We start from the raw sequence: 25613 nt of genomic DNA, 5'->3' as shown, positions 1-25613 counted from the left end.
CGCAAGGTCGACAAGGCCTGGCTCGACCGCGTCGTCGACACCGTCGGCCTCTCCGGCCGCCTCAGCCACCGCCCCTCCCAGCTCTCCGGCGGCCAACAGCAACGCGTCGCCTGCGCCCGCGCCCTCGCCGGCAAGCCCGACATCATCTTCGCCGACGAACCCACCGGAAACCTCGACTCCCGCTCCGGCGCCGAGATCCTCTCCTTCCTGCGCAACTCCGTCCGCGAACTCGGCCAGACCGTCGTCATGGTCACCCACGACCCCGTCGCCGCCTCCTACGCCGACCGCGTCGTCTTCCTCGCCGACGGCCGCATCGTCGACGAACTCCACCACCCCACCGCCGACACCGTCCTGGACCGCATGCGCCGCTTCGACGCCAAGGGCCGCACCAGCTAGAGCCACCACCAGCCAGGGCCCGCCAGCCCAGCCGCCGCCCCTACGCGAAACCCAGGACACCCCATGTACCGCACCGCACTGCGCAACGTGCTGGCCCACAAGGGCCGACTCCTCATGACGGCGCTGGCCGTCATGCTCGGCACCGCCTTCGTCGCCGGCACCATGGTCTTCTCCGACACCTTCGGCAAGGCCATGCGGGACAACAACTCCAAGAGCTACTCGGACGTCTCGGTCCAGGTCGTGGACTACTCGGCCGGCTCCCGCGCCAGCACCAAGGTGAAGAGCGAGAGCGGCAACGCCTCGCTCACCGACGCCACCGTCCAGCAGCTGGCCGCCCTGCCGGGCACCGCCAACGCCCGCGGCGTGGTCAGCGGCTTCACCGGGGTCGCCGACCGGAGCGGCAACCTGATCGGCCAGTTCTGGGCCGCCAAGGGCGCCAACTTCGCCCCGGCCGCGGACGGCAAGGACCCGCGCTACCCGATGGCCGAGGGCCAGGGCCCGAAGAACGGCAAGGAGATCGCCCTCGACCGCAAGACCGCCGACAAGGCCGGCTACAGGATCGGCGACACCGTCCGGATCGCCATCAACGGCCCGGTGATCGAGGCGAAGCTCACCGGCGTCTTCACCACCGACGACCCGGTGGTGAACAGCGGCGGCACCCTCACCCTGTTCGACCGCGCCACCGCCCAGCAGCTGCTGCTGGAGCCCGGCCACTTCAGCAGCATCGTGCTCACCGCCAAGCCCGGCACCAGCGAGGACGCGCTGCTCGCCCAGGTCCAGCCCAAGGTGCCGTCCGACCAGCACTTCGACGTCGAGACGGGCGCCAAGCTCAAGGCCGACGAGCAGGAGATGATCACCAAGGCCACCGACAGCATGCGCACCATGCTGCTGGTCTTCGCCGGGATCTCGCTCTTCGTCGGCATCTTCATCATCGCCAACACCTTCACCATGCTGGTCGCCCAGCGCACCAAGGAACTCGCGCTGCTGCGGGCGATCGGCGCCAGCCGCAAGCAGGTCACCCGCTCGGTGCTGGTCGAGGCCCTGGCGATCGGCACCGTCGCGGCGCTGGCCGGGCTGCTCGCCGGCATCGGGATCGGCGCCGGCATGCAGTCCCTGATGGGCCGGCTGAACGAGAACATGCCGCACGGCACGCTGGTCATCAAGCCGCTCACCATCGCGGTGACCCTGGCCGTCGGCGTCCTGGTGACGGTGCTGTCCGCCCTGCTGCCGGCCGTGCGCGCCGCCCGGATCGCCCCGGTGGCGGCGATGAGCAGCGGTGACCAGCCGGCCAGCCAGAAGAGCCTGCTGGTCCGCAACGCGATCGGCTCGGCGCTCACCGCCGGCGGCCTCGCGCTGATCGGCTTCGGCGCCTCCACCGGCAACGACAGCGGCCGCCTGCCGGTCGGCCTCGGCGCCCTGCTCGCCCTGATCGGCGTGTTCGTCCTGCTGCCGCTGCTCTCCCGCCCGGTGGTCGCGCTGATCGGCCCGCTGCTGCGCGGGCTCGGCGGCACCCCGGGCAAGCTCGCCCAGCAGAACGCGGTCCGCAACCCGCGCCGCACCGCGTCCACCGCCGCCGCGCTCACCATCGGCCTGACCCTGGTCAGCGGCCTCACCGTGATCGGTGCCTCGGTCGGCGGCGCGATCGACAAGGCCGTCACCAGCTCGATGAAGTCCGACTACATGGTCTCGGGCGCCAACCACATGAGCCTGTCCGAGCAGGTGCCCGGGCAGATCGCCAAGGCCCCCGGGGTGGCAGCCTCCTCCGCGGTGACGACCGCCAGCTGGAAGTTCGACGGCACCGGCGTGACGATCACCGGCATGGACGCCGGCTCCTTCGACCAGCTCGCCGAGGTCAAGCTGACCAGCGGCGCCACCGCCGCGCTCGGCCAGGGCAAGGTCCTGGTGGACCAGGACCTCGCCACCAAGCTCCACCTCACCGCCGGCTCGACGGTGGCGGTCTCCTACCCGGACCAGTCCACCGGTCAGCTCACCGTCGGCGGCGTGTACGAGAAGGGCGGCATGCTCGGCCCGGTCCTGCTGGCCAACAGCGAGGTCGCCAAGCACGAGCCGAAGCCCTACATCACCGACGTCCTGGTCAAGGGCAAGGACGGCGCCACCACCGCGCTCAAGCAGTCCCTCAAGGACGCCACCGGCGCCAACCCGGTGATCGACGTCAAGTCCAAGCAGGACGTCCGCGACGACTTCAGCCAGACCATCACCTTCGCGCTGAACCTGATGTACGGCCTGCTGGCGATGTCCGTGCTGGTCGCGATCCTGGGCGTGATCAACACGCTGGCGATGTCGGTCTTCGAGCGCAAGCGCGAGATCGGGATGCTGCGGGCGATCGGCCTGGACCGCCGGGGCATCAAGCGGATGGTCCGCCTGGAGTCCGTGGTGATCTCGTTGTTCGGCGCCGGCATCGGCCTGCTGCTCGGCTGCTTCATCGCCTGGGCGATCAACGGCACCCTGAAGTCCAGCCTGAGCGGCCTGACCACCGTCCTGCCGTTCGGCGAGCTGGCGCTGTTCCTGGCCCTGGCCGGGGTGGTCGGCCTGGTGGCCGCGATCTGGCCCGCCCGCCGGGCGTCCAAGCTGGACATCCTGGCGAGCATCAAGACCGACTGACCGCCCCTCACGGGCCCGCCCAGCGGGCGGACGACGAGAAAGGGCCCCTGCCGGAGGGTTTCGGCAGGGGCCCTTCTACTTCTGTACTCCGCCCGGTCGCACGGCCGGCTGAGCACCACGGAGGTCGTGGTCCGGCGACACTGCCGGGCGGAGGGCCTCCGACTCATACCCCGGTGCTCCCACACCGGGGTCTCAGTCGCTTACTTGCTGGCGAGTTCCTTCTCGGCGGCCGGCTTGGCGGCCTCCACGGGCTTCGTGGGCGCCGTGACCTCCTGGATCGGCAGGCGCGGCTGCTCCATCTGGGAGAGGCCGACCATCTCGCGCTTCAGGAACATGGCCAGCGTCCAGTCGGTGAAGACCCGGACCTTGCGGTTCATGGTCGGGACCATGGCGCCGTGGTACGCGCGGTGGAACCACCAGGCCAGACGGCCCTTCAGCTTGACCTTGCCGAAGAGGATCGCGACGCCCTTGTGCAGGCCCAGGCCGGCGACCGCACCGAGGTTCTTGTGCTCGTAGTTCTTCTGCGGGAAGCCCCGCATGCCCGAGATGACGTTGTCACCGAGGACGGCGGCCTGGCGCACGGCGTGCTGCGCGTTCGGCGGGCACCAGGCGCCCTCGCCGGAGGCGAGGTCCGGGACCTGGGCGTTGTCGCCGGCGGACCAGACGTAGTCGAAGCCCTGGACCTGGAGGGTCGGCGCGGTGTCGACGTGGCCGCGCGGGCCCAGCGGCAGGCCGAAGTTGGCCAGCACCGGGTTCGGCTTCACGCCGGCCGTCCACACGATGGTGGAGGCGTCCATCTCCAGGCCGTTCTTCAGCACCACGTGCTGGTCGACGCAGGAGTCCATCGAGGTCTCGATGTAGACCTCGATCTTCCGCTCCTCGAGCTTCTCCTTGGTCCACAGACCGAGGTCCGGGCCCATCTCCGGGAGGATGCGGTTGGCCGCCTCCACCAGGACGAAGCGCATGTCGTCACGGCTGACGGTCTTGTAGATCTTGGCGGCGTCGCGCGCCATGTCCTCGACCTCGGCGATCGTCTCGACACCGGCGAAGCCGCCGCCGATGACGACGAAGGTCAGGGCCTTGCGGCGGACCTCCTCGTCGGCGGTGGACTCGGCCTTGTCGAGCTGGGCCATGACGTGGTTGCGGAGGCTGATGGCCTCCTCCACCGTCTTCATGCCGATGCCGTGCTCCGCCAGACCCGGGATCGGGAAGGTGCGGGAGACCGAGCCGGTCGCGACGACCAGGTACTCGAAGGGCAGCTCGTAGCTGTCGCCGGCCGCGGGCTGGATGGTGGCGACCTTGCGGGCGTGGTCCACACCGGTGACCGCACCGGTGAGCACCTCCGCCTTCTTGAGGGCGCTGCGCAGCGGCGCGACGAGGTTGCGGGGCGCGACGTTGCCGCCGGCCGCCTCGGGGAGGAAGGGCAGGTACGTCATGTACGACCGCGGGTCCACGACCGTGACGGTCGCTTCGCCGTAACGCATCTTCTTGAGGATGCGCATCGCGGCATACAGGCCGACGTAACCACCGCCGACAATGAGGATGCGAGGACGCTCCGTGGTGCTCATATCCGAAAGTATCCAGCACCGTCCGGAGCAGCCTTCGTGAGCCCGGTCACAAGCTTCTGGACACCCCGTGCTACACTGCGCGGCCGCAAATCCGGGCCCGGCGCGCCGGCTCACGGCCTCGGGCGCCCCCTCGTGAGCGCACGCCGGAATACCACCCTGCTGAGCAGCAACGATCCGTACGGTGCCCGGGTTCCCGCTCGTGATTTCGATTTTCAAACCTCAACCGAGGCTTGACCTGCGATCCAGGGGTCGTCACGGCGAGCAGACCTTCGGTCCCACATTTCGGACGTAGCGGGCGAGCGGCTGCGACGAATGACTGGATCGCCATGTGAAGAAATTCACGAACTTTCCCGCACCGGTCCGGGCGCGCCCCGGCCCCGGACCCCCGAAAGGGGTGCCGGGGCCGGTCGGGTAAGGCTCGCAGGAGGTCAGGAGGCCATACTCCAGGCGATGCCGTCCAGGATGTCGTGCTCGCTCACGACCACCTCGGCCGCGCCCGTCCGCTCCATGATCTCCAGCAGCTCCAGCGCGCCGGCCGCGATCACGTCCACCCGGCCCGGGTGCATCGACGGGATGGCCGCGCGCTCGGCGTGGGTGGCACCCAGCAGCTCGCGGGCGATCCCGGCGACCCGCTCCCGGCCGATCCGCGAGTGGTGGATCGCCGCCGAATCGTAGGCCGGCAGGTCCTGGGCGATCGCGGACACCGTGGTGACCGTCCCGGCCAGGCCCACCAGGGTGGCCGCGCCGCGCAGCGGGACGACCTCCTCGGCCTTGTCCAGCTCGGCCCGCACGTGCGCCCGGGCCGTCTCGATCTGCTCCGGCGAGGGCAGCTCGGCGCCGCCGAAGTGCCGCTCGGTGAGCCGGACGCAGCCGATGTCCACCGAGCGCGCCGCCTGCACGTCCGCACCGCCCAGCACGAACTCGGTCGAGCCTCCGCCGAGGTCGAACACCAGGTACGGCGCCGGGAACTGGCCGCCGGTCAGCTCCTTGGTGGCGCCCACGAAGGACAGGTGCGCCTCCTCCTCGCCGCTCACCACCTCGGGCTCGACGCCCAGGATCGCGCGCACGCCCTCGACGTACTCGTCGCTGTTCTCGGCGTCCCGCGAGGCGCTGGTGGCGACGAAGCGGGTGCGCTCCGGGCCGACCCCGAACCCGGCGATGACCTCCCGGTACTCGCGGCAGGCCGCGAAGGTGCGGGCCAGCGCGTCCGGGTGCAGCCGGCCGGTCTGGTCCACGCCCTGGCCCAGCCGATTGATGATCATGCGGCGGTCGAGGTCGGTGATCTCCCCGGTGGCCGGGTCCAGGTCGGCGACCAGCAGCCGGATCGAGTTGGTGCCGCAGTCGATCGCGGCCACCCGGGTCATGCTCACGCGGACTCCCCGGCGTCGGACTCCTCGGCGGCCCGCTTCTTCGCGGCGCGCTCGGCGGCCTTCTGCTGCTTGGCCTCGATCACGGCCTGGTGGTCCTGGTCCTTGGCCCGGTTGCGGGCGACCCGCTCACCGGCGGCCTCGACCTCGGCCGGGGAGACGCAGGGGCCCTTGGCCCACCAGTCCTCCAGCAGGCCGATCGCCTCGTCGCCGAGCGGGTTGACGCCCTCGCCGGCCGCCAGCGAGTGGCCGACCAGCACGTGCAGGCACTTCACCCGGTCCGGCATGCCACCGGCGCTCGGGAAGCCCTCCAGCACCTCGATGGCATCGCGCCGGGCGATGTAGTCCTCGTGCGCCTTCTGGTAGGCGGCGGCCAGCTCCGGGTCCTCGGCGAGCCTGGCGGTCTGCTCCTTCATCACGCCGTCCGCCTCCAGGGTGCCGATCAGCGAGGCGGCCTTGGGGCAGGTCAGGTAGTACAGCGTCGGGAACGGCGTGCCGTCCGGCAGTCGGGGGGCCGTCTCCACGACGTCCGGGTTGCCGCAGGGGCAGCGGTGCGCCACGCCGCGCAGGCCGCGCGGCACCCGGCCGAGCTGGGCGGCGATGGCGGCGACGTCGGCGTCGGAGACGGCGGGGTGGTTCTCAGTGGTCATGGGGGGAGGTGTCTCCAGCGGGGGACGGTGGGAGCGGACGGGGGGAGGCGGGGGCCGGGGCGGCGGCGTCGGTGGTGTCGGCGGCGTCGACCGAGTCCCAGATGCTGGCGTACCAGGGCTTGGCGGCCCGCGCCGAGCCGCCTGGCGCGCCGTCGGAGGCGGCCGGGCCGGCGGCGGTGGCGGAACCGCCGGCGGACGCCGAGGGCCGGGCGGCGGCCGGACCGGCCGGATCCACCGCGATGTACGGGGTCTCCCCCGGCATCGCGTAGTGCAGCCGGGCACGGGCCTGCGCCTTGACGTACTCGGGGTCCTGCCAGCGGGCCTTCTCCCGGCGCAGCTGCTCGACCTGCTGGCGGGAGCGGTCGGCCTTCGCCTGCTGGGCGGAGATCTCGGCGCGCTGGGAGATGAACTGCCGCGTCGGGTAGGCGAGGATCGCCACCAGCGAGCAGAGCACCAGGACGAGGACGGTCGCCCGGCTCGTGAAGCGAGGCCGGGCCGCCAAGCCCGGGATCCTCCAGCCTGCCATCTCCCGTTCCCCTCCTGGTCGCGACGGTGCCCCGCCGTCCACCCTACGGGGTGAACGGCGGGGCACCGGTCAGGCGTGCTCACCGGTCGGCGGAGCGACCGTGCTCGCCGCTCCGAGGAGCGGCTGAGCCTGCTGCTCCGCGGAGCGGCTGTGCTTGCTATTCCGCAGAGCGGAAGCGCGGGAAGGCGCCGCGGCCGGCGTACTCGGCGGCGTCGTCGAGGATCTCCTCGATGCGCAGCAGCTGGTTGTACTTGGCGACGCGCTCGGAGCGGGCCGGGGCACCGGTCTTGATCTGGCCGCAGTTGGTGGCGACGGCCAGGTCGGCGATGGTGACGTCCTCGGTCTCGCCGGAGCGGTGCGACATCATGCAGCGGTAGCCGTTGCGCTGGGCCAGCTCGACGGCGTCCAGGGTCTCGGTCAGCGAGCCGATCTGGTTCACCTTCACCAGCAGCGCGTTGGCGGTGCCGGTCTCGATTCCCCTGGCCAGGCGGGCCGGGTTGGTGACGAACAGGTCGTCGCCGACCAGCTGGACCTTGTCGCCCAGCTTGACGGTCATGGCCTTCCAGCCGTCCCAGTCCGACTCGTCCAGCGGGTCCTCGATGGAGACCAGCGGGTAGGCGTCGACCAGCTCGGCGTAGTACTCGATGAGCTCGGCGGCGGAGATGGCCTTGCCCTCGAACTGGTAGGCGCCGTCCTCGTAGAACTCGGACGCGGCGACGTCCAGGGCGAGCGCGATGTCACGGCCGGGCACGTAGCCGGCCTTCTGGATGGCCTCGGTGATGAGGTCCAGGGCCTCGCGGTTGCTGTCCAGGTTCGGCGCGAAGCCGCCCTCGTCGCCGAGGCCGGTGGACAGGCCGCGCTCCTTCAGCACGCCCTTGAGGGTGTGGTAGACCTCGACGCCCCAGCGGACGGCCTCGGAGAAGGACTCCGCGCCGATCGGGGCGATCATGAACTCCTGGATGTCGACGTTGGAGTCCGCGTGCGAACCGCCGTTGAGGATGTTCATCATCGGAACGGGCAGCACGTGCGCGTTCGGGCCGCCCAGGTAGCGGAACAGCGGCAGGTCGCTGGCCTCGGAGGCGGCGTGCGCCACGGCCAGCGAGACGCCCAGGATCGCGTTGGCGCCGAGCGAGGACTTGTCCGGGGTGGCGTCCAGGTCGAGCATGGCCTGGTCGATCAGGCGCTGCTCGGTGGCGTCGTAGCCGACCAGCTCCGGGCCGATCTGCTCGATGACGGCCAGGACGGCCTTCTCCACGCCCTTGCCGAAGTAGCGGTTCTTGTCACCGTCGCGCAGCTCGAGCGCCTCGAAGGCGCCGGTGGAGGCACCCGACGGGACAGCGGCACGGCCGGTGCTGCCGTCGTCGAGGCCGACCTCGACCTCGACCGTGGGGTTGCCACGCGAGTCGAGGATCTCACGGGCTACGACGACATCGATGGACGGCACGAGGCATCTCCTTGCGGAAGCAGGGTCCGGCTGACGTTGGGTGCTGCCGGCGGGACGATTGCGGAGTCGTTACGACCAGAGCCTAACCGCCCCGGCCCCCGGGGCCGCGCTGGCCTCGGTCCCGTCTCAGCGTGTGGCCCGGCTACCCACCGGTAGTTCACCTGCTTGCCCGATCGAAGCGGGCGAATACGGGGGAATGCGGGCGAAGGGGGACGGGTCCCGTCCCCCTTCGCCCGCAGGGCGCGGGCCGTTCAGGGCCCGGGCCGCTCAGCCGAGGTGCAGCACCTGGCCGGGCATGATCAGGTTGGGGTTGCCGCCGACGGTGCCGCGGTTGCCGTCGTACACCGACTGCCAGCCGCCGGACACGCCCTGGGCGGCGGCGATCGTCGACAGCGTGTCGCCGGCCCGGACGGTGTAGTCGTGACCGCCCTGCGCGGCGGCGGGCTGCGCGGCCGGGGCGGACTGCGCGGGCTGCGCGGCGCGGGGCGCGTACTGCGGCTGGGCGGCGGGCTGGCCCGCGTACTGCTGGTAGACGCTCTGGTGGCTGGTCCAGTACCAGGCGCCGTTGTTCTGGTACCAGTACACCTTCGCGTCGGCGTCCCAGCCGGCCTTGCCGGAGAAGCCCTGGGTCTGCGGCTGCGTCTGCTGCGGGGCCTGCTGGACGGGCTGCTGGGCGGCCGGCTTCGGGGCGGCCTGCTTGACCGGCTGCTGGGCGGGCTTCGGGGCCTGCGCCTGCTGGGTCGGCTTGGCGGCGGACTGCTTGGCGGGCTTGGCGTCCGTGGAGGTGTCCACGGAGGCCGGGGCGCCGCCCTTGCTCAGGCCCGCCTTCTGGGAGCAGACCGGCCAGGCGCCCGGGCCCTGCGAGGCCAGCACCTTCTCGGCGACCGAGATCTGCTGCGCCTTGCTGGCCTGGTTGGCCTGCGGGGCGTAGGAGGTGCCGCCGTACGCCTTCCAGGTGCTGGGCGTGAACTGCAGGCCGCCGGAGAAGCCGTTGCCGGTGTTGATGCTCCAGTTGCCGCCGCTCTCGCACTGGGCGACGGCGTCCCAGGTGGAGGCCGGGGCGGCGGAGGCGCCGGTGGCGGTGAGGAGCGGCATCGCGAGTCCGACGCCGGCCACACCGGCGACGGCGATGGCCTTCTCGGTCTGGGTGCGACGGCGGTGGCGGCCGGTTCCAACGAACAGCATGAAGAGGTCCCTCTCCGCACGCCTGCGAGGTGAGCTGTCGGGTTCGGACCGGGAGGTGGCCCGGCCGCCGAAAGCGGAAACGATTCCGCTCGGGCGGCTTCACCCCAAGCCGTCGGGGAACGGCAACAAACCTGGTTCCCCCGCCCCTGCCCAGGGTCTGGTCGGTTTCCCGTGACGCGGCGGGCAGGATTCGGCGTTCCGCGCACGAGGTCCGCAGCTGCGAACTCCAGGGAGAGTAGACAGATCATCAGACCAATAACAAGCTCATATCACCGACATCACACACAAATTACGGCGCGTGGTCAATCGCCTACCAACGGCGGCGGTATGTCCGGATTAATGCGGGTTCAGACCTGGCTCCACGGGCCTCCGGAGACATGCCGTCAGCGTGTCGGGGCGTCGGTCGGCGTGACCGGCGGCGCGTGCGGAGAGCGGGTCTCCGGAGTGAATTCGACCGGGAGTTCCCGCAGGCCACGCATGATCAGGCCGCCCCTCCAGCGCAGGTTCTCCGGGTTTTCCGCGAGCCGCAGGTCCGGCAGCCGGGAAAGCAGCGTGGCCAGTGCGCTCCGCCCCTCCAGGCGGGCCAGCGGGGCGCCGATGCAGTAGTGGATCCCGTGGCCGAAACCCAGGTGCGGATTGTCCGTGCGGGCCAGGTCCAGGGTGTTCTCGTCCGCGAACCTGGCCGGATCGCGATCCGCCGCGGCCAGCACCACCAGCACCGGATCACCCACCGGGATGTCCACCCCGCCGATCGACAGCGGCCGCGTCGCGAAACGCCACGTCGCCATCTCCACCGGCCCGTCGTAGCGCAGGAGTTCCTCGATCCCGGTCTCCAGCAGCGCCGTCTCGCCGCGCACCACCGACTCCTGCAGCAGCCTGCGCTGCTCCGGGTTGCGCAGCAGCGCGTACGTGCCGTTGCCGATCAGGTTGACGGTCGTCTCGAACCCCGCGAACAGGAGGATGAACGCCATCGCGGCGGCCTCGTTCTCGTTCAGGTGCTCGCCGTGGTCGCTCGCCCGGATCAGGCCCGAGATCAAGTCATCACCCGGATCCGCCCGCTTGCGGTGGATCAGCTCCAGCAGGTACGCCCGCATCCGCTTCACCGCCCGCCCCACGCCTCCGCGTTGGCCGCCGCCGTGCCGGATCATCATCCCGGCCCAGTCCCGGAAGTCGTCCTGGTCCTCGGCCGGCACGCCCAGCAGGTCGCAGATCGCGTAGATGGGGAGCGGGAACGCGAACTCGTGGATCAGGTCCGCCGAACCGCGCTGCGCGAAGCCGTCGATCAGCCGGTCCGTGAGCTGCTGCACCCGCGGCTCGAACTCCGCCACCCGGCGCGGCGTGAACGCCTTCGACACCAGCCGGCGCAGCCGGGTGTGGTCCGGCGGGTCGATGTTCAGCAGATGCGTCATCAAGTCCGCCTGGCGCTCCCCCGGAATTCCCACCCGCCCGGTGCGGTGCGCCTGCTCGCTGTGGTGCGCCGGGTTCTTCGACAGCCGGCCGTCCGCCAGCGCCTGCCGCGCGTCCGCGTAGCGGGTCACCAGCCAGGCCTCCACCCCGCTCGGCAGCGTCGTGCGGTGCACCGGGGCGTGCTCGCGCAACCAGGCGTAGGCGGGGTACGGATCGGTGGCGAACTCCCAGGTGAAGAGCTGCGGGGCGGCGGGATCGGGCTGCACTGGCATGCGTCGACCGTATCCGGTGGGTCGGGGCCGCACCGCCTCCGGCGGACGCGACCGGCGGGGCCGGATCGTCGACACCCGGCGGACGGCCCGCCAACGCTCCGTGGACGCCCCGTGGACGGTCCGTGGACAGCTCTTGGACAGCTCTTGGCCGGGTGGCGGGCGTGACCCTGGTCACCTGAGGGGTAATCCCTGTTGCGGAGGGTCAGGACCTGCCTACGATCCTCCGCAGAAATCGTGGGCGCCGGTGCGGTGTCGCCCACAGGGAGGAGCAGACCATGCGGGTCAGCGGGGCAGTCGTCGTCATCGCGGTACTCGACGGCGGATCGGGAGCCGAGCTCGCCCGCCGGTTCGCCGCCGCCGGCGCCGCCGGAGTGCTGATCGCCGACCAGCGTGCGGGCGTCGCCGAGGACCTCGCCACCGAACTCGACCGGCCGGGCTGCCCCGTCGTCGGCGTCGGCGGCGACATCCGCCGCCCCAGCGACGTCGCCGCCCTCGTCGACACCGCCGAGAAGCACCTCGGCCCCATCGACCTGTTCTGCGTCGCCGGCCCCGACGGCGAGCGGATCGTCTCGCTCGCCGAACTGCCCGCCCGCCTCGACCTCGAACGCCTCGCCGAACTCCTCGCCCTCGTCGGCGAGGCCATCGGCGAAGTCGTCCCCCGGCAGCGGCGGCCGATCGAGAACACCGCCACGGCCGCCTGAGGCCCTGCCCGGGCCCGCTACTCGCCGACCGGCCCGAGGCCCTCGGCCGCGCGCACCGCGTCCCGGTAACCGCGCGCGGCCGAGCGCAGCGCCGCGTCCACGTCCACCCCGGCGTCGTGCGCCCGCTGCGCCACCGCCAGCAGCAGCCGCCCCGCCGACTGCGCCGTCAGCTCCGCCGGCAGCGCGTACGGCTCGTCCGGCACGCCCGCGAAGCCCGCCCGGCGCACCCGCGACACCAGCTTCGCCGCGTACGCCAGCGACGGCAGCCCGGCCGGCACGCCGTCCAGCACCGACTCCCGGTCCGCCTTCTCGGCCGCCTTCAGCTGCTCCCAGTTCGCCTCCACCTCGGCGGCGCCCTCCGCCTCGACGTCCCCGAACACGTGCGGGTGCCGGTACATCAGCTTCTCGACGATGTCACCGGCCACGTCGTCGATCGAGAACGCCTCCGCCGGGTGCTCCTCGGCGATCCGGGAGTGGAAGAACACCTGGAGCAGCACGTCGCCCAACTCCTCGCGCAGCGTCTCCCGGTCCCCCTCCTCGATCGCCTCGACCAGCTCGTACGCCTCCTCGACCAGGTACTTCACCAGGCTCTCGTGCGTCTGCTCGGCGTCCCACGGGCAACCGCCCGGCGAGCGCAGCCGGTCCATCACCGACACCAGGTCCAGCAGCCGCGCCCCCGGCAGGTCGTACGACCCCGGCAGCACCTCGATCTCCGGCACCTCACCGGCGTGCTCCACCGCCAGCCGCGCCAGCGCGTCCGTCAGCCCCGGATCCCCGTCCGGGCTGCCCAGCCACACCGTCGGCCCAGCCCCGCCCGGCTGTCCGGTCAGCAGCCGCGCCAGCGCCGGTGCCGATCCCGCCGCCACGACCTCGACCTCCACCCCGGCCTGCCGCACCGCCGCCACCTGCGGATGCCCCGCGTCCCCCGCCAGCACCCGCCCCGCCGACCGCAGCGCCTCCCACGCCGGCCACGCCAGCAACCCGGGGGCCACCCGGTGGGTGGTCGTCAACAGGATCAGCTTCGCGTCCGGAACATTCGTCGTCACACCCCGAACCTACCCGCCGCCCGCCCGGGGCGGGGACGGGCCCGACGGGACCCGCCCCTCCCGCCGGGGTCCTACTTCTTCGACCCCGCCAGGTCGTCGAACATCGCCGACAGGAACTCGCTGCACCAGCCCAGCAGTTCCCGCCCGACCAGCGGCTTGCCGCCGATCCGCCCGGTGCTCGGCCGCGGCACCAGCAGCTGCTGGGCGGCCGCCTTGACCTGGCTGCGCGGGTAGAGCCGGTTCAGCCGCAGCTGCTGGGACTCCCGCAGCTCCACCGGCCCGAACCGGACGTTGGCCCCCTGGAGGGTGATGTCCGCGATGCCGCACCGCCGGGCGTACAGCCGCAGCGCCGCGACCAGCAACAGGTTCTCCACCGGCTCGGGCAGCTTGCCGTAGCGGTCGACGAGCTCGTCCCGGACCTGCTGGATGTCCGCCTCCGAGTTGACCGCCGCGATCGAGCGGTACGCCTGCAGCCGCAGCCGCTCGCCGGGCGCGTAGTCGTGCGGCACGTGCGCGTCGACCGGCAGCTCGATCTTCACCTCCAGCGGCTCCTCCTCCGGCTCGCCGCCGTTCGCCAGCGACTCGCGGAACTCGGCCACCGCCTCGCCGACCATCCGCATGTAGAGGTCGAAGCCGACGCCCGCGATGTGCCCGGACTGCTCGCCGCCGAGCAGGTTGCCGGCGCCGCGGATCTCCAGGTCCTTCATCGCCACGTACATGCCGGCGCCCATCTCGGTGTGCTGGGCGATGGTGGCCAGGCGCTCGTGCGCGGTCTCGGTGAGCGGCTTCTCCGGCGGGTACAGCATGTACGCGTAGCCGCGCTCGCGGCCCCGGCCGACCCGGCCGCGCAGCTGGTGCAGCTGGGAGAGGCCGAAGGTGTCCCCGCGCTCGACGATCAGGGTGTTGGCGTTGGAGATGTCGATGCCGGACTCCACGATCGTGGTCGACACCAGGACGTCGAACTCCTTCTCCCAGAAGTCGACGACGACCTTCTCCAGCTGGTTCTCCCCCATCTGCCCGTGCGCGGTGGCGATCCGCGCCTCGGGGACGAGGTCCTTGAGCCGGGCGGCCGCCTTGTCGATCGACTCCACCCGGTTGTGGATGTAGAACACCTGGCCCTCGCGCAGGAGTTCACGCCGGATCGCGGCCGAGATCTGCTTCTCGTCGTAGGGGCCGACGAAGGTCAGCACCGGGTGCCGCTCCTCCGGCGGGGTGGTGATGGTGGACATCTCGCGGATGCCGGTGACGGCCATCTCCAGGGTGCGCGGGATCGGCGTCGCGGACATGGTGAGCACGTCGACGTTGGCGCGCAGCTTCTTCAGCTGCTCCTTGTGCTCGACGCCGAAGCGCTGCTCCTCGTCGACGATGACCAGGCCGAGGTCCTTGAACCTGGTCTCGGAGGAGAACAGCCGGTGGGTGCCGATGACGACGTCCACCGAGCCCTCGAACAGGCCCTCCAGCACGGCCTTGGCCTCGCTGTCGCTCTGGAACCGGGAGAGCGCCTTCACCGACACCGGGAAGTTGGCGTACCGCTCGGCGAAGGTGGAGAAGTGCTGCTGCACCAGCAGCGTGGTCGGCACCAGCACCGCCACCTGCTTGCCGTCCTGCACCGCCTTGAACGCGGCGCGCACCGCGATCTCGGTCTTGCCGTAGCCGACGTCGCCGCAGATCAGCCGGTCCATCGGGACGGACTTCTCCATGTCGGACTTGACCTCGGCGATGGTGGTCAGCTGGTCCGGCGTCTCCGCGTACGGGAAGGCGTCCTCCAGCTCGCGCTGCCAGGGGGTGTCCGGGCCGAAGGTGTGGCCGGGGGCGGCCATCCGCGCCGAGTACAGCTTGATCAGGTCGGCGGCGATCTCCTTGACCGCCTTCTTGGCCCGCTGCTTGGTCTTCGCCCAGTCCGCGCCGCCGAGCCGGTGCAGCGTCGGGGCCTCGCCGCCGACGTACTTGGTGACCTGGTCGAGCTGGTCGGTCGGCACGAACAGCCGGTCGCCGGGGTGGCCGCGCTTGGCCGGGGCGTACTCCAGCACCAGGTACTCGCGGGTGGCGCCCTGGACGGTGCGCTGCACCATCTCGACGTACCGGCCGACGCCGTGCGCCTCGTGAACGACGTAGTCGCCGGCGGCCAGGGCCAACGGGTCGATCGCGTTGCGGCGCCGGGACGGCATCCGGCGCATGTCCTTGGTGGAGGACTTCTGGCCGGACAGGTCGGTCTCGGTGATGACCGTCAGCTTCAGGGCCTCGTCGACGAAGCCGTGCTCGATCGAGCCGCAGGAGACGTAGACGACGTCCCGGGTGGGCGCCTCGGCGAGGTCGGCGACCAGCCGGGCCGGGATGCCCTCGTTGCCGAGCACCTCGGCGAGCCGGGAGGCGGGCCCGTGGCCCTCCGTCACCATCACGACGCGCCAGTCGGCGGCCAGCCGCTCCTTGGCGTCGGCGATCGCCCGGGCGGTGTCGCCCCGGTAGGCCTCGACGGCGTGCATGCCGAGGGTGAGCGTGTTGGCGTCGAACTCCAGGACCTCGTTCACGGTGGACTCGCTGGTCGCGAACGGGCTGACCGACCACCAGGGCAGGCCGATCTCGGCGGCGTGCTCGCGCACCTCGGCGAGCGAGCGCAGCGAGGCGGCGGAGACGTCGATGGTCTCCAGGTCGATCGGCCGGTCCCCGCCGGCCGCGGCCGCCACCCAGGAGGCGTGCAGGAACTCCTGGCTGGTCGCCACCAGGTCGGCGGCCCGGGTCCGGACCCGCTCGGGGTCGCAGACCACGGCGACCGAGCCGAGCGGCAGCACGTCCATCAGCAGTTCCATGTCGTCCACCAGGACGGGCGCCAGCGACTCCATGCCCTCGACCGCGATGCCCTCGGCGATCTTGTCCAGGATCTCGGCCAGCCCGGGGTGCTCGGCGGCCAGCTCGGCAGCCCGCGCCCGCACCTCGTCGGTGAGCAGCAGCTCGCGGCAGGGCGGCGCCCACAGGCCGTGCTCGGCGATCTCCAGCGAGCGCTGGTCGGCGACCTTGAAGTAGCGGATCTCCTCGACGTCGTCGCCCCAGAACTCCACCCGCAGCGGGTGCTCCTCGGTCGGCGGGAAGACGTCCAGGATGCCGCCGCGGACGGCGAACTCGCCGCGCTTCTCGACCAGTTCGACACGCGCGTAGGCGGCGGCGGAGAGCCGTCGGGCGACCTCCTCCAGGTCGTGCGACTCGCCGCGCCGGACGGCCACCGGCTCCAGCTCGGCCAGCCCCTTGACCTGCGGCTGGAGCACGGAGCGGACCGGCGCGACGACCACCTGCACCGGGCCGGCCGCCGGGTCGTCCGCCCGCGGGTGCACGATCCGGCGCAGCACGGCCAGCCGGCGCCCGACGGTGTCCGAGCGGGGCGACAACCGCTCGTGCGGCAGGGTCTCCCAGGCCGGGTACTCGGCGACCGCGTCCGGCGGCAGCAGCGAGCGCAGCGAGGCCGCGAGGTCCTCGGCCTCCCGGCCGGTCGCGGTGACGGCGAGCACCGGACGGCCCCGCTCGCCGGCGGCCTGGCCGGCCAGCGCGCGGGCGAGCGCGGCGATGGCGAACGGCCGGGCGGCGGGCGGTCCGACCAGGTCCAGGTGGCGGCGGCCGCCGGCCGCGGCTCCGGTGGCGGTCGCCGCCTCGATGGCCTCGGCGAGGGCCGAGTCCCGCGCGACGACATCGAGCAGTCCGGTCAGACTCATCAGGGTCTCTTCTTCGTCCCGTGGCTGGTGCTGCCTCCGGGCGGCAGCGGCCTGCCGGGGCAACGCGAACGGCCCGGCACGCCGAGCGGCCGGGGGTCTCCAGCCTACGCCGCGGCACGGACGCGCACGCGGTGTACGGCCCGGCGGGGCCGGGCGGGAACGAACCACCGTCCGGGGCGACGAACGGCCCCCGGGCGGAGCCCGGGACCGGACCGCGACCGGACCGCGGACGAACCACTGGACGGAACACCGGACCGGCCGGTGGACGAACCGTCCGGCCCCCGGTCAGATTCGGCTCCGCGATCTGCCACGAACTGGACATACTCCTGTCACTGCCTGTCCATGGAGATCGCGCACCATGGTGAATGTGCCCGCCGCACCCAACCGTGGGGGATGGCTGTGGCGGCACTGTCGCACCCCCGATGGGGGTCGGAGGTGCGAGGCCGGGCGACCCTGGGTGGGGGCGCCCGCCCAAGCGCCGGGAACCGTGGCGCCCTTTCCTGGAGGGCGCCACGGGTCTCGGCCTCACTCATGGCCGCGCCCCGCCGGATCGCGTTGCGGCCCACCGCCGCCGCCACGGGCGCGGCGACCACCGGCGGGACGGGCCGACGTCGTACGTCATCACCTGGGGCCCCTGGTCGGCGGCGAAGCCGTACCGCTCCTCTTCGGTTCGCCGTCCCGGCCGGCTGCCGGCGCCGGCTGGTCGGCCGCGACGCGCAGGCCCTGGCCGCCCGGTGGGAGCGGTCAGGGCCCAGGACGCGAAGCCCACCCGGGCTGATCACGGGCGAGCCCCCGGCGGAGGCGCCGGCGCGGCGGTCAGCGGCGCCGGTAGCTCACCGTGTTCGGCGTGGCGTAGCCGGCACCGTCGTCCACGATGACGATCTTCGGGATGACCCGGGTCTCCTCCTGCGGCTCCTTCTCGGCGCCGTCGCCGTCCCTGTCGGCCTCCGCCGACCGGGGCGGTCCGACCGGCTTCGGCGGCGCCGCGGCCGGCGCGACCGGGCCGGTCGCCACCGCCCCGGCGGGCGCCTTGTCGGCGGGCGCACCGGAACCGCTCGCGGCCCCGGCGGCGGCCCCGCCCACCACCGGCATCCGCGGCCCGGCCACCGGTTTCTCCCGCGCCGCCGGTGCGACGGCCTTCCGCAGGTCGGCCACCTCGATCTCGCCGGTGTCCGCCTCCGAGTCCACCGGCGCCGCGTCCACCGGTGCCGCGTCGGCGACCGGCCCCGCGACCGCCGCCGCCAGCCGCTCCGGCTCGATGGCGCCGACCGCCGCGCCGGTGAGCGAGGCCAGGGTGGCCTTGATGTGGTCCAGGTGCTTCTGCACGGTCTCCAGACGGCCGTCGAACTCGCCCTGCTCGCGTTCGCTCGCCGCGTTGATCCGCTCGGCCTCCCGGCGGGCCTGCTCGATCAGCTGGTCGGCCTTGGCCTGGGCGTCGGTCTCCAGCTGCTTGATCCGGCCGAGCACGGTCTCCCGGTGCTGCTCGGCCTCCTTGACCCGCCGCTCGGCGGTCGCGGAGACCTGGGCGTCCTCGGCGTCGGCCTTGGTCTGGGCCTGGGCGAAGGTCTCGTCGGCCTTGCGGCGCAGTTCGGCGAGCGTGGCCTCGGCCTGCTCGCCGGCCTCGGCGGCGGCCACCCGCACCTTGGCGGCGTAGGAGGTGGCGGCGTCCCGGACGCTGCGGCTCTCCCGGTCGGCCTCGGCCCGGATGCCCTCGGCCTCGGCGCGGGTGCGCTCGTCGGTGCGCCGGGCGGCCTGGTCGGCCTCGGAGCGGGTGGTGGCGGCGTACTCCTTGGCGGCGTGGCCGAGGGCCTGGCCGGCCTCGTAGACCTCGTCCCGGAGGTCCTCCGAGAAGCGCTCGGCCTTCTCCCGGACGGCGCGCGCCTCGTTCTGGGCCATCACCGCCAGTCCGGCGGCCTGCTCGCTGAGCACCTCGTAGTCGGGCTCCGGGGCGTCCTCGGCGGCCCGGCGGATGTCGGCCAGCCGGGCCTCCATCTGCCGGATCCCGGCGCCGAGGACGCTCAGCCGCTCCCACGCCTCGTCGCGCTGCGCGGTGAGGGCGGTGAGGGCTCGGTCGACCTGCTCGGGCGCGTAACCGCGCCGGGCAGAGGTGAAGCCGTACTCGGGGACGGCGTCGCTCATGGGCTCTTCCCCTCATGTCGCGGGCTGCGGAGCCCATGATCGGACGGAACGGACGGATCCGGAACCGGTTCGGCGGCCAGGGCCGAAATCGGACGCCTGGCGGACCGGAATACGTCGAGGACCGGACGAAAGACCCATCCTCTTGACCTATTTTGCGCAGATCCGGGCGAAACCCCAACGAGGCACAGCCGGGACGGCATGCCGGAGGGGTCGTTCCAAACACCGGAACGACCCCTCCCCACCTGCGAGGATCCGCGACGACCCGCTACAGCAGGCCGTCCCAGAACTGCTCCAGCAGCACGGCCCACCACGTGTCCGCCGTCTGCAGGGCCGCCGGGTCGATCGCGGCGAGCTGCGCCTGGAAGTCGGTCGTCCAGCGACCGGCCTGGTCCGGGGTCAGCCCGTACCGCAGCCGCCACATCCGGCCCAGCAGGGCCATCGCGCGGACGAACTCCGGTACACCCGTGTTGACGAACCGGGGCGGCTGGCCGGTTCCGTCGACGTCCACGGCGACCACGTTCGCGGTGCCGTACTGGACACAGAGCTGGCGACCGTAGTCGTTGCCGAGCACCAGGTAGCCGCCGAAGTCCGGGGCCGCGGGCAGACCGCGCTCGGCGGCCAGCTCGGCGAGAGTCGGGATCGGCCGACCCTCCTGCGCCTGCGCCCAGAAGAACGGGCCGAAGTCGCGCGGCAGCCCCGCCCACACCAGGGCCTGCGACACCGGCTCGGGCACGCCCTGACGGGAGACCGCGCGCTGCTCGTAGCGGAACACGTTCTGGCCGAAGGCCGCCCCGAGCTCCTGGGCGAGCTGCTGCGGCGGGAGCGGCGGCAGCGGCTGGACCGTCCCCGGCGCGGGCAGCGGCACCCGGGACGGGCGGACCCGCTGGGCCCCGGAGGCCAGCTGGTGCAGCTCGTCCAGGTGGTCGAGCAGCTCGGCCATGCCGGCCTGCCGGGACGCGTGGTCACGGCCGTAGGCGGCGGTGTGGGTGAGCCGGACGTTCGGCCAGGACGCGGCGATCATGCGGTTGCAGTAGCCGCCCGGCAGGTCGCACGACTCCAGCTCGGTGTAGAGCTCCAGCACCTGCTCCGGCGGCACGTTCAGCCGCCGCAGGTCCTGGAGGATCTTCCACTCGGGGTGCGGGGTGCCGGGCTCGCTGCGGTGCAGCAGCTTCTGCTCGGAACCGTCCGGGCCCCGGTAGCTCAGCGCGGCGAAGTAGCCGGGGCCGACCGCCGGCACCCCCGGCGGGACGGCGGCGCCCTGCGGCACGCCGGGCACCGACGCCGGCGGGACGGCCGGGGCCGCACCGCCCGCGTTCGGGTAGCCGTACCCGGCCGCGGACGCGGCGGGGGCCGCCGGACCGCCGGGCGGCGGCGGGACGGCGGGGCCGCCGGACGGCGGGGTGCCCGGGTCGGCCGGCACGGCGCCCAGCAGCGCCGGGTCGACCGCCTCGGCCAGCTGGGTCGCCTCGTACGCCGCGCCGGAGGCGGGCGCGGCCGGCGGCACCGGGGCGGGCGCCGGGGCGACGGCCCCGCGCAGGCCCGCCGGAGGCGGGGGCGGCGGGGTCGAACCGGCCGCGCGGCCGCCGGGGCCCGCGGCGGGCGCGCCGGCCCCCGGGGTGTGCCGCAGCCCGGCGGGCGGGGGCGGCGGCGGGGCGGAGGCCGGACTGCGGCCGAGCGCGACGCCGTGCGCGCCCGGACCGGACGCGCCACCGCGCAGCGCGGCCGGAGGAGGCGGCGGCGGGGCCGACCCCGGGTTGCGGCCGAGCCCGGCTTGCGGCGCCGGGACCGGGGCCGCGGGAGCCCCGGGTGCCGGGGCAGCGGGCGGACCGCCCAGGCCGGGCAGGCCGCCGGGCGCGGCGAGCACGGTCGGCGCGTGCTCCACCGGCGCGGCCGGCTGCGGGGCGGCGGCGGGCGGGGCCAGGACGGTCGGCGTCTGCTCCACCCCGCCGGGCGGCCCGGACGGCGCACCCGGCAGGCCCATCAGCCCCGGCACGGCGTCCGACGACGCGAGCAGCGTCGGCGCCGGCTCGACGGCCGCGGGCGGCGGGACGGCGGAGGGCACGGGCAGCGGGACGACGGCGGGCGGCTGGGCGGCGGGCGGCGGGACCGGCGGCATGCCGTAGCCACCCTCCGGCGGCATCAGCACGGTCGCGGCCTCGGCCCCGGCCGGCGCGGGCGCGTCGGGCAGGTCGGAGCCGGTGGTCCGCAGCCCCTCGGGCATCAGGACGGTGGCCGCCTCGGCCCCGGCCGACGGCACCGGCACGGGGGCCGGGGCCTGCGGCGGGACGGCGAAACCGGCGGGACCGGACGGCACGGCGGGCGCTGCAGCGACCGGCGCGGGCGGCTCGGCCACCGGAGCAACGGCAGCCGGAGCCCCCTGGCCCCCCAGCCGCTCCGCCTCCGCCGCGATCGCCGCGGCCCCCGCCTCCTGCAGCCACTGCGGCGGGCTGAGCAGGAAGGACGTCGCCTCGACCGGCCCTGGCGCGGGCTTCGCCGCCCCCGCCGGGTTGGCCGCGACCGGCCGCCCGTACGCCTCCTCGTACTGCCGGACCACCTCGTTGACGGGCAGCGCGGGCCAGAGCGTGGTCGCGCCGGAGTCCCGGGCGATCACCAGTCGCGCCTCGCCGGCCGACCCGCCCCCCGCCCCCGACGGCCCCGCCGTCCCGTCCCCGGGGGCCACCGCCCAGCAGACGAAGCCCAGGTCGAACTCCCGGACCCGTACCTCGCGCTGCCGCGGCTGCGGCACCCCGCCGTTGATCCACTCCTCGGCGAGCTCCTGCGCCTGCGCGTACGTCACCACGCCCGGTTCACCCCTGTCCCCATCCTCGTCGTCCCCGCTCGTTCCACCGCCGCGGCCACGTCAGTCCACCGGGACGGCCCGGGCGAACCCGCCGTCCACCATCAGCTCCGCGACCGTCTCCAGCTCCGGCGGGCTGCCGGCCAGCCGCAGCAGGAACGCGTCGAAGTCCTCGCCGCAGGGCAGCAGCAGCCGGGCGCAGCGGTCCTCCGGGGCCTCCGGCGCGCCGGTGTCGCGGGCGTCGTCGTACAGGTGGAACCAGACCGAGCCGGCCCGGTCGCCGCGCACCTTGAGCGCGACGATGCCGCCCTGCGCGTAGGCGACGCCCAGGTAGTCCTTGGTGAGGTGGTCGCGCAGGCACTTGTTGGCGTACACGACGTCCTGGGTGCCGTACTCCTCGCTGAGGGTGAGGAAGGGCTGGTCGAGCAGCATGCCGAGCTCGGTGTCCAGCGCCACCCCGACCGGGGCGCGGCCGCCGCCCAGCTTGAGGAAGGTGCGGTAGGCGCCGGGCAGCCGGTAGCCGAGGCGCTCCTCGGCGCGCTGCACCAGGTCCTCGGGGACGCCGATCGGGTCGCCGCCGTCCTTGGCCAGCGAGAAGTGCACGGGCCGGCGCTCCTGCAACGGGCGGGTGCCGCGGCGGGTGTGGTCGGCGGCGGAGGTGGCCAGGCCGGCGTGGTGCCGCAGCAGCGCCTTGACCTCCACCGGGACGAGCTCCATCCGCCGCCAGCCGGGGGCGGCCCGGCCGACCGCGTGGTGCCAGGTCCAGCCGGGCGGGGTGGCGACGGCGGTGTCCAGGTCGGCCCAGAGCGGGTGGCCCTGGGTGAACAGCGCGGCGTTGGCCGACACGTAGTCGGTCAGCCGCAGCTCGTCCACGCCGAAGCCGTCCGGCGGGTCGGCGACCTCGGCCGCGGCGGCGGCGTACGGGCCGAAGTCCGGGTAGCCGTACTCGTCCACCCGGACCCCGGCGGGGTGTCGCTCCGCGCGGACCGGATCCGGGAACTGCACCACCTGACCTGCGTACGCCGCGTTCGGTGCGGCGGCGACGCCGGGCCGACCTGTCGTCATCTGGGAGCCCCCACTGGCTGCTGCAAATTCTCGAAGCGCTTGCTGGACACCAGCGTAGGGGGTCGTCTCCGGGCCCGGGCCCCCGCCCGGGAGAAGGGGAACCGTCAGAGCCGCTGCCCGAGCGCCCCGGCCAGCACCCCGGCGACCCTGGTCTGCTGCGCCTCGGTGAGGTGCGGGTGCAGCGGCAGGCTGAGCAGTTCGCGGGCGGCCCGTTCGGCGACCGGGAACGCCCCCGCGCGGTGGCCGAGGTGACGGAACGCGGGCTGGAGGTGGACCGGGACGGGGTAGTGCACCCCGGCGCCGATCCCGGCGGCGCGCAGCGCGGCGAGGACGGCGTCGCGGTCCCGGCCGGGGCCGATCCGCACCGCGTACAGGTGCCAGACGTGCTCGTTGCCGGGCGCGGTGCGCGGCAGGGTCAGGCCGTCGAGGCCGCCGAGCAGGGCGTCGTAGCGGGCGGCGGCGGCCCGGCGGGCGGCGTTCCAGGCGGGCAGCCGGCGCAGCTTGGCCCGCAGCACGACGGCCTGCAGCGCGTCCATCCGGGAGTTGAAGCCGAACCGCTCGTGCCGGTACTTCTCGCGCGCGCCGTGGTCGCCGATCAGCCGGACGGCGGCGGCGAGTTCGTCGTCGTCGGTGAGCACCGCCCCGGCGTCGCCGTAGCCGCCGAGGTTCTTGCCCGGGTAGAAGCTGGTGGCCGCGATCCGCCCGTAGCCGGTGCGACCGTGCTGCCGGGCGCCCTGGGACTGCGCCGCGTCCTCCACCACCGGCCGGCCGTCGGCCAGCTCCAGCAGCGGCCCCATCGGGGCGAGCTGGCCGTTCAGGTGGACGGGCAGCAGCGCGACCGCGCCGGGCAGCGCTCCGGCGGCCCGCTCGGGGTCGATCAGCAGGTGCGCCGGGTCGGCGTCGACCAGTACCGGGCGCAGCCCGGCCCGCTGTACGGCCCCGGCGGTGGCGACGAAGGTGTTGGCGGGCAGCACGACGCCGCCGCCGGGCGGCAGGTCGAGGGCGCGCAGGGCGAGTTCGAGGGCGTCGGTGCCGTTGCCGGCGCCCACGCAGTGCCGGGCGCCGGTGAAGTCGGCGTACTCCCGCTCGAAGCCGTCCACTTCGGGGCCCTTGACGTAGCCGCCGGAGGCGAGCACCCGGTCGAAGCCGGCCCGGACCTCGGCCGCGACCTCGGCGTGCGCGGCCGCCAGGTCGACCAGCGGGATCGGGTCGGCCGGCGGGATGCCGGCGCTCACCGGGTGGCCGCCCGGTCCCCGGACCCCACCGGGACGGTGGCACCGCCGAGTTCGAGGCTGAGCGAGGCCGCCTCCAGCAGCTGGAGCACCCGCACCCCGGCCCGGCCGTCGGTGAGCGGGGCCCGGCGCTCGGTGATCGCGGCGGCGAACTCGGCCATCACGTTGCGCAGCGCCTCCTGCTCGACCAGCGCGGGCGCGACCATCTCGCCGACCCGGTAGGAGATCAGCGCCCGGTGCCGGATCGCGTCGGTCAGCTGGTCGGGCGGGGTGAGGTCGACGCCGCGGTCGTGCACGGCCAGCCGGGCCTGCGGGTTGAGGTCGTCCCAGACCAGGGTGCGCCGGGAGCCGCCGATCAGCGTGGTGCGGACCTTCGTCGGGGAGAGCCAGTTGACGTGGCAGTGGGCCAGCGCGCCGTTGCTCAGCCGGACCGTCAGGTACGCCACGCAGGCCCGGCCGGCGCCGATCGGGTCGGCGCCCTGGGCGGACACCCCGACCGGTTCGACGCCGGGCGGCAGCACGAAGTCGAGGATCGACAGGTCGTGCGGGGCGAGGTCCCACAGCACGTCCACGTCGGGCTGCACCAGGCCGAGGTTGATCCGCACCGAGTCGAAGAACTGGACGTCGCCGATCTCGCCGCCGTGCACCAGCTCGCGGATCCGGCGCACCACCGGGGTGTAGCAGAAGGTGTGGTCGCACATCAGCACCAGCCCGCTGCGCTCGGCCAGGTCGACCAGTTCGGCGGCCTCGGCGGCCGAGGTGGTGATCGGCTTCTCCACCAGCACGTGCTTGCCGGCCTCCAGCGCGGCCCGCACCAGCCGGTAGTGCGCGGCCGCGGGCGTGGCCACCGCGACGGCCCCGACCCGTTCGTCGTCGAGCACCCGCCGGTAGGAGCCGGTCGCCCGGACGGTGCTGTACTCCCCCAGCACGGTACGGGCCTTGGCCTCGTCCAGGTCGCACAGCCAGTGCAGCCGCAGCGCCGGGGTGTCCTGCGCGTTGCGGACCAGCTTCGGGCCCCAGTAGCCGGCCCCGACCACGGCGAGGCCCACCGGGCGTTCCGGCGCCGGCCGGGGCGGTTCGCCCGGCGTGGGCACGTGCCCGCCGGGCGCCTGGTTGGCGGCCTGCGCATCCCAGGCCCCCGACCGCTGCCGTGGTCCGTTCCGACCGGGCTGCTCCGACGTCATCCACGAGCCCCTTCGCTCCGCCGCCGGGGCGGGCGCGGGCCCACCCCGGCGGCCCCAACGTCCGGCGCGGGCACCGGGTCCGGGCCCGCCCGCGCGTCCGCGGACGGTCGGCCGGATCCCCTTCGGCCTCGCTGCCGGAACGGTACCGGCCGTGCCCCCGGCCCGGGGGTGGTTTCGGGAAATCGGCGGACAAGTCGTGACGACGGTGTGCGGATCCGGCCCCGGTCCGGCGAGGATCGGGTGCCGGCCCGGCCGGTCCCGCACGGTCGTTCGTCCGCCCCCGCACCCCGGTTGTGCGGATGTCGGTGTCG

General features: G+C 73.8%; 16 protein-coding genes, 1 pseudogene and 1 riboswitch. Of the genes and pseudogenes, 3 read left to right on the top strand and 14 right to left on the bottom strand.

From position 1 onward, the window contains the following. Both AB0O19_RS12105 and AB0O19_RS12100 read left to right on the top strand, forming a co-directional pair. On the top strand, window positions 1-396 hold a 396-nt coding region (locus AB0O19_RS12105), incomplete at its 5' end, for an ABC transporter ATP-binding protein (RefSeq protein WP_363619239.1). A gap of 63 nt (window positions 397-459) precedes the next feature. Next, window positions 460-3018 carry an FtsX-like permease family protein gene (locus AB0O19_RS12100; protein WP_363619238.1) on the top strand — a complete coding sequence of 853 codons (2559 nt, stop codon included), beginning with the start codon at window positions 460-462 and terminating at the stop codon, window positions 3016-3018. Between the two features lie 200 nt (window positions 3019-3218). On the opposite strand, the gene AB0O19_RS12095 is transcribed toward AB0O19_RS12100, so the two are convergent. The 7 genes and pseudogenes from AB0O19_RS12095 to AB0O19_RS12065 all read right to left on the bottom strand — a co-directional run bounded on the left by AB0O19_RS12095 (window position 3219) and on the right by AB0O19_RS12065 (window position 11437). Continuing rightward, a complete protein-coding gene (locus tag AB0O19_RS12095) occupies window positions 3219-4586 on the bottom strand; it encodes an NAD(P)/FAD-dependent oxidoreductase (protein WP_063348030.1) in 1368 nt (455 codons plus the stop codon). A gap of 428 nt (window positions 4587-5014) precedes the next feature. Further along, window positions 5015-5950 carry a Ppx/GppA phosphatase family protein gene (locus AB0O19_RS12090; RefSeq protein ID WP_063348031.1) on the bottom strand — a complete coding sequence of 312 codons (936 nt, stop codon included), beginning with the start codon at window positions 5948-5950 and terminating at the stop codon, window positions 5015-5017. Window positions 5951-6105: 155 nt separating this feature from the next. Further along, window positions 6106-6621: pseudogene (locus AB0O19_RS12085) on the bottom strand (DUF501 domain-containing protein); the annotation flags it as partial. After that, window positions 6593-7105: a septum formation initiator family protein gene (locus tag AB0O19_RS12080; protein WP_363619237.1), complete on the bottom strand. Its 513-nt coding sequence runs from the start codon at window positions 7103-7105 to the stop codon at window positions 6593-6595. The pseudogene AB0O19_RS12085 and the gene AB0O19_RS12080, both read right to left, overlap by 29 nt. Before the next feature lie 181 nt (window positions 7106-7286). Next, the gene (eno, locus tag AB0O19_RS12075) at window positions 7287-8573 is read right to left on the bottom strand and encodes a phosphopyruvate hydratase (protein WP_363588371.1); all 1287 of its coding nucleotides are present in this window, start codon (window positions 8571-8573) and stop codon (window positions 7287-7289) included. A gap of 267 nt (window positions 8574-8840) precedes the next feature. Next, entirely contained in the window at window positions 8841-9758 is a 918-nt protein-coding gene (locus AB0O19_RS12070; RefSeq protein ID WP_363588373.1) for a transglycosylase family protein, read from the bottom strand. 5 nt (window positions 9759-9763) lie between these two features. After that, window positions 9764-9931: riboswitch (cyclic di-AMP (ydaO/yuaA leader) on the bottom strand. Between the two features lie 210 nt (window positions 9932-10141). Further along, entirely contained in the window at window positions 10142-11437 is a 1296-nt protein-coding gene (locus tag AB0O19_RS12065) for a cytochrome P450 (RefSeq protein WP_363619236.1), read from the bottom strand. Window positions 11438-11712: 275 nt separating this feature from the next. Here AB0O19_RS12065 and AB0O19_RS12060 point away from each other — a divergent pair, with 275 nt between their 5' ends. After that, complete coding sequence (locus AB0O19_RS12060) at window positions 11713-12138, top strand: SDR family NAD(P)-dependent oxidoreductase (RefSeq protein WP_363588377.1); 426 nt, start codon at window positions 11713-11715, stop codon at window positions 12136-12138. 17 nt (window positions 12139-12155) lie between these two features. Here AB0O19_RS12060 and AB0O19_RS12055 read toward each other — a convergent pair whose 3' ends face one another. The 7 genes from AB0O19_RS12055 to AB0O19_RS12025 form a co-directional block, all read right to left on the bottom strand. Next, window positions 12156-13184, bottom strand: coding sequence for a MazG family protein (locus AB0O19_RS12055; RefSeq protein ID WP_363619235.1), 1029 nt, complete (start codon window positions 13182-13184; stop codon window positions 12156-12158). A gap of 71 nt (window positions 13185-13255) precedes the next feature. Continuing rightward, a complete protein-coding gene (gene mfd, locus AB0O19_RS12050) occupies window positions 13256-16885 on the bottom strand; it encodes a transcription-repair coupling factor (RefSeq protein ID WP_363619234.1) in 3630 nt (1209 codons plus the stop codon). Between the two features lie 816 nt (window positions 16886-17701). After that, window positions 17702-19024, bottom strand: a complete 1323-nt coding sequence (locus AB0O19_RS12045) for a hypothetical protein (protein ID WP_363619233.1) — start codon at window positions 19022-19024, stop codon at window positions 17702-17704. A 265-nt stretch (window positions 19025-19289) separates the two neighbouring features. Beyond that, window positions 19290-21824 (bottom strand): SUKH-4 family immunity protein, encoded by a 2535-nt coding sequence (locus tag AB0O19_RS12040; protein ID WP_363619232.1) that lies wholly within the window; start codon window positions 21822-21824, stop codon window positions 19290-19292. Window positions 21825-21884: 60 nt separating this feature from the next. Beyond that, the gene (locus tag AB0O19_RS12035; RefSeq protein ID WP_363588387.1) at window positions 21885-22886 is read right to left on the bottom strand and encodes an SMI1/KNR4 family protein; all 1002 of its coding nucleotides are present in this window, start codon (window positions 22884-22886) and stop codon (window positions 21885-21887) included. A gap of 104 nt (window positions 22887-22990) precedes the next feature. Further along, on the bottom strand, window positions 22991-24121 hold the full coding sequence (locus AB0O19_RS12030; protein ID WP_363619231.1) for a DegT/DnrJ/EryC1/StrS family aminotransferase: 1131 nt from the start codon (window positions 24119-24121) through the stop codon (window positions 22991-22993). Then, window positions 24118-25302, bottom strand: a complete 1185-nt coding sequence (locus AB0O19_RS12025; RefSeq protein WP_363588391.1) for a Gfo/Idh/MocA family oxidoreductase — start codon at window positions 25300-25302, stop codon at window positions 24118-24120. The genes AB0O19_RS12030 and AB0O19_RS12025 overlap by 4 nt, the downstream gene beginning before the upstream one ends. Window positions 25303-25613: the final 311 nt, after the last annotated feature.

This window comes from Kitasatospora sp. NPDC091276, from assembly GCF_040684355.1.
Classification (GTDB): Bacteria; Actinomycetota; Actinomycetes; order Streptomycetales; family Streptomycetaceae; genus Kitasatospora.
Note: the sequence above shows the minus strand (reverse complement) of the source record. Positions and strands in the feature narration are given on the sequence as shown.

Coding starts and splice junctions, on each gene's coding strand:
- AB0O19_RS12060 (WP_363588377.1), top strand. CDS start 11,713: ATGCGGGTCAGCGGGGCAGTCGTCGTCATCGCGGTACTCGACGGCGGA.
- AB0O19_RS12090 (WP_063348031.1), bottom strand. CDS start 5,950: ATGACCCGGGTGGCCGCGATCGACTGCGGCACCAACTCGATCCGGCTG.
- AB0O19_RS12045 (WP_363619233.1), bottom strand. CDS start 19,024: ATGAGCGACGCCGTCCCCGAGTACGGCTTCACCTCTGCCCGGCGCGGT.
- AB0O19_RS12100 (WP_363619238.1), top strand. CDS start 460: ATGTACCGCACCGCACTGCGCAACGTGCTGGCCCACAAGGGCCGACTC.
- AB0O19_RS12035 (WP_363588387.1), bottom strand. CDS start 22,886: ATGACGACAGGTCGGCCCGGCGTCGCCGCCGCACCGAACGCGGCGTAC.
- mfd (WP_363619234.1), bottom strand. CDS start 16,885: ATGAGTCTGACCGGACTGCTCGATGTCGTCGCGCGGGACTCGGCCCTC.
- AB0O19_RS12065 (WP_363619236.1), bottom strand. CDS start 11,437: ATGCCAGTGCAGCCCGATCCCGCCGCCCCGCAGCTCTTCACCTGGGAG.
- AB0O19_RS12095 (WP_063348030.1), bottom strand. CDS start 4,586: ATGAGCACCACGGAGCGTCCTCGCATCCTCATTGTCGGCGGTGGTTAC.
- AB0O19_RS12025 (WP_363588391.1), bottom strand. CDS start 25,302: ATGACGTCGGAGCAGCCCGGTCGGAACGGACCACGGCAGCGGTCGGGG.
- AB0O19_RS12070 (WP_363588373.1), bottom strand. CDS start 9,758: ATGCTGTTCGTTGGAACCGGCCGCCACCGCCGTCGCACCCAGACCGAG.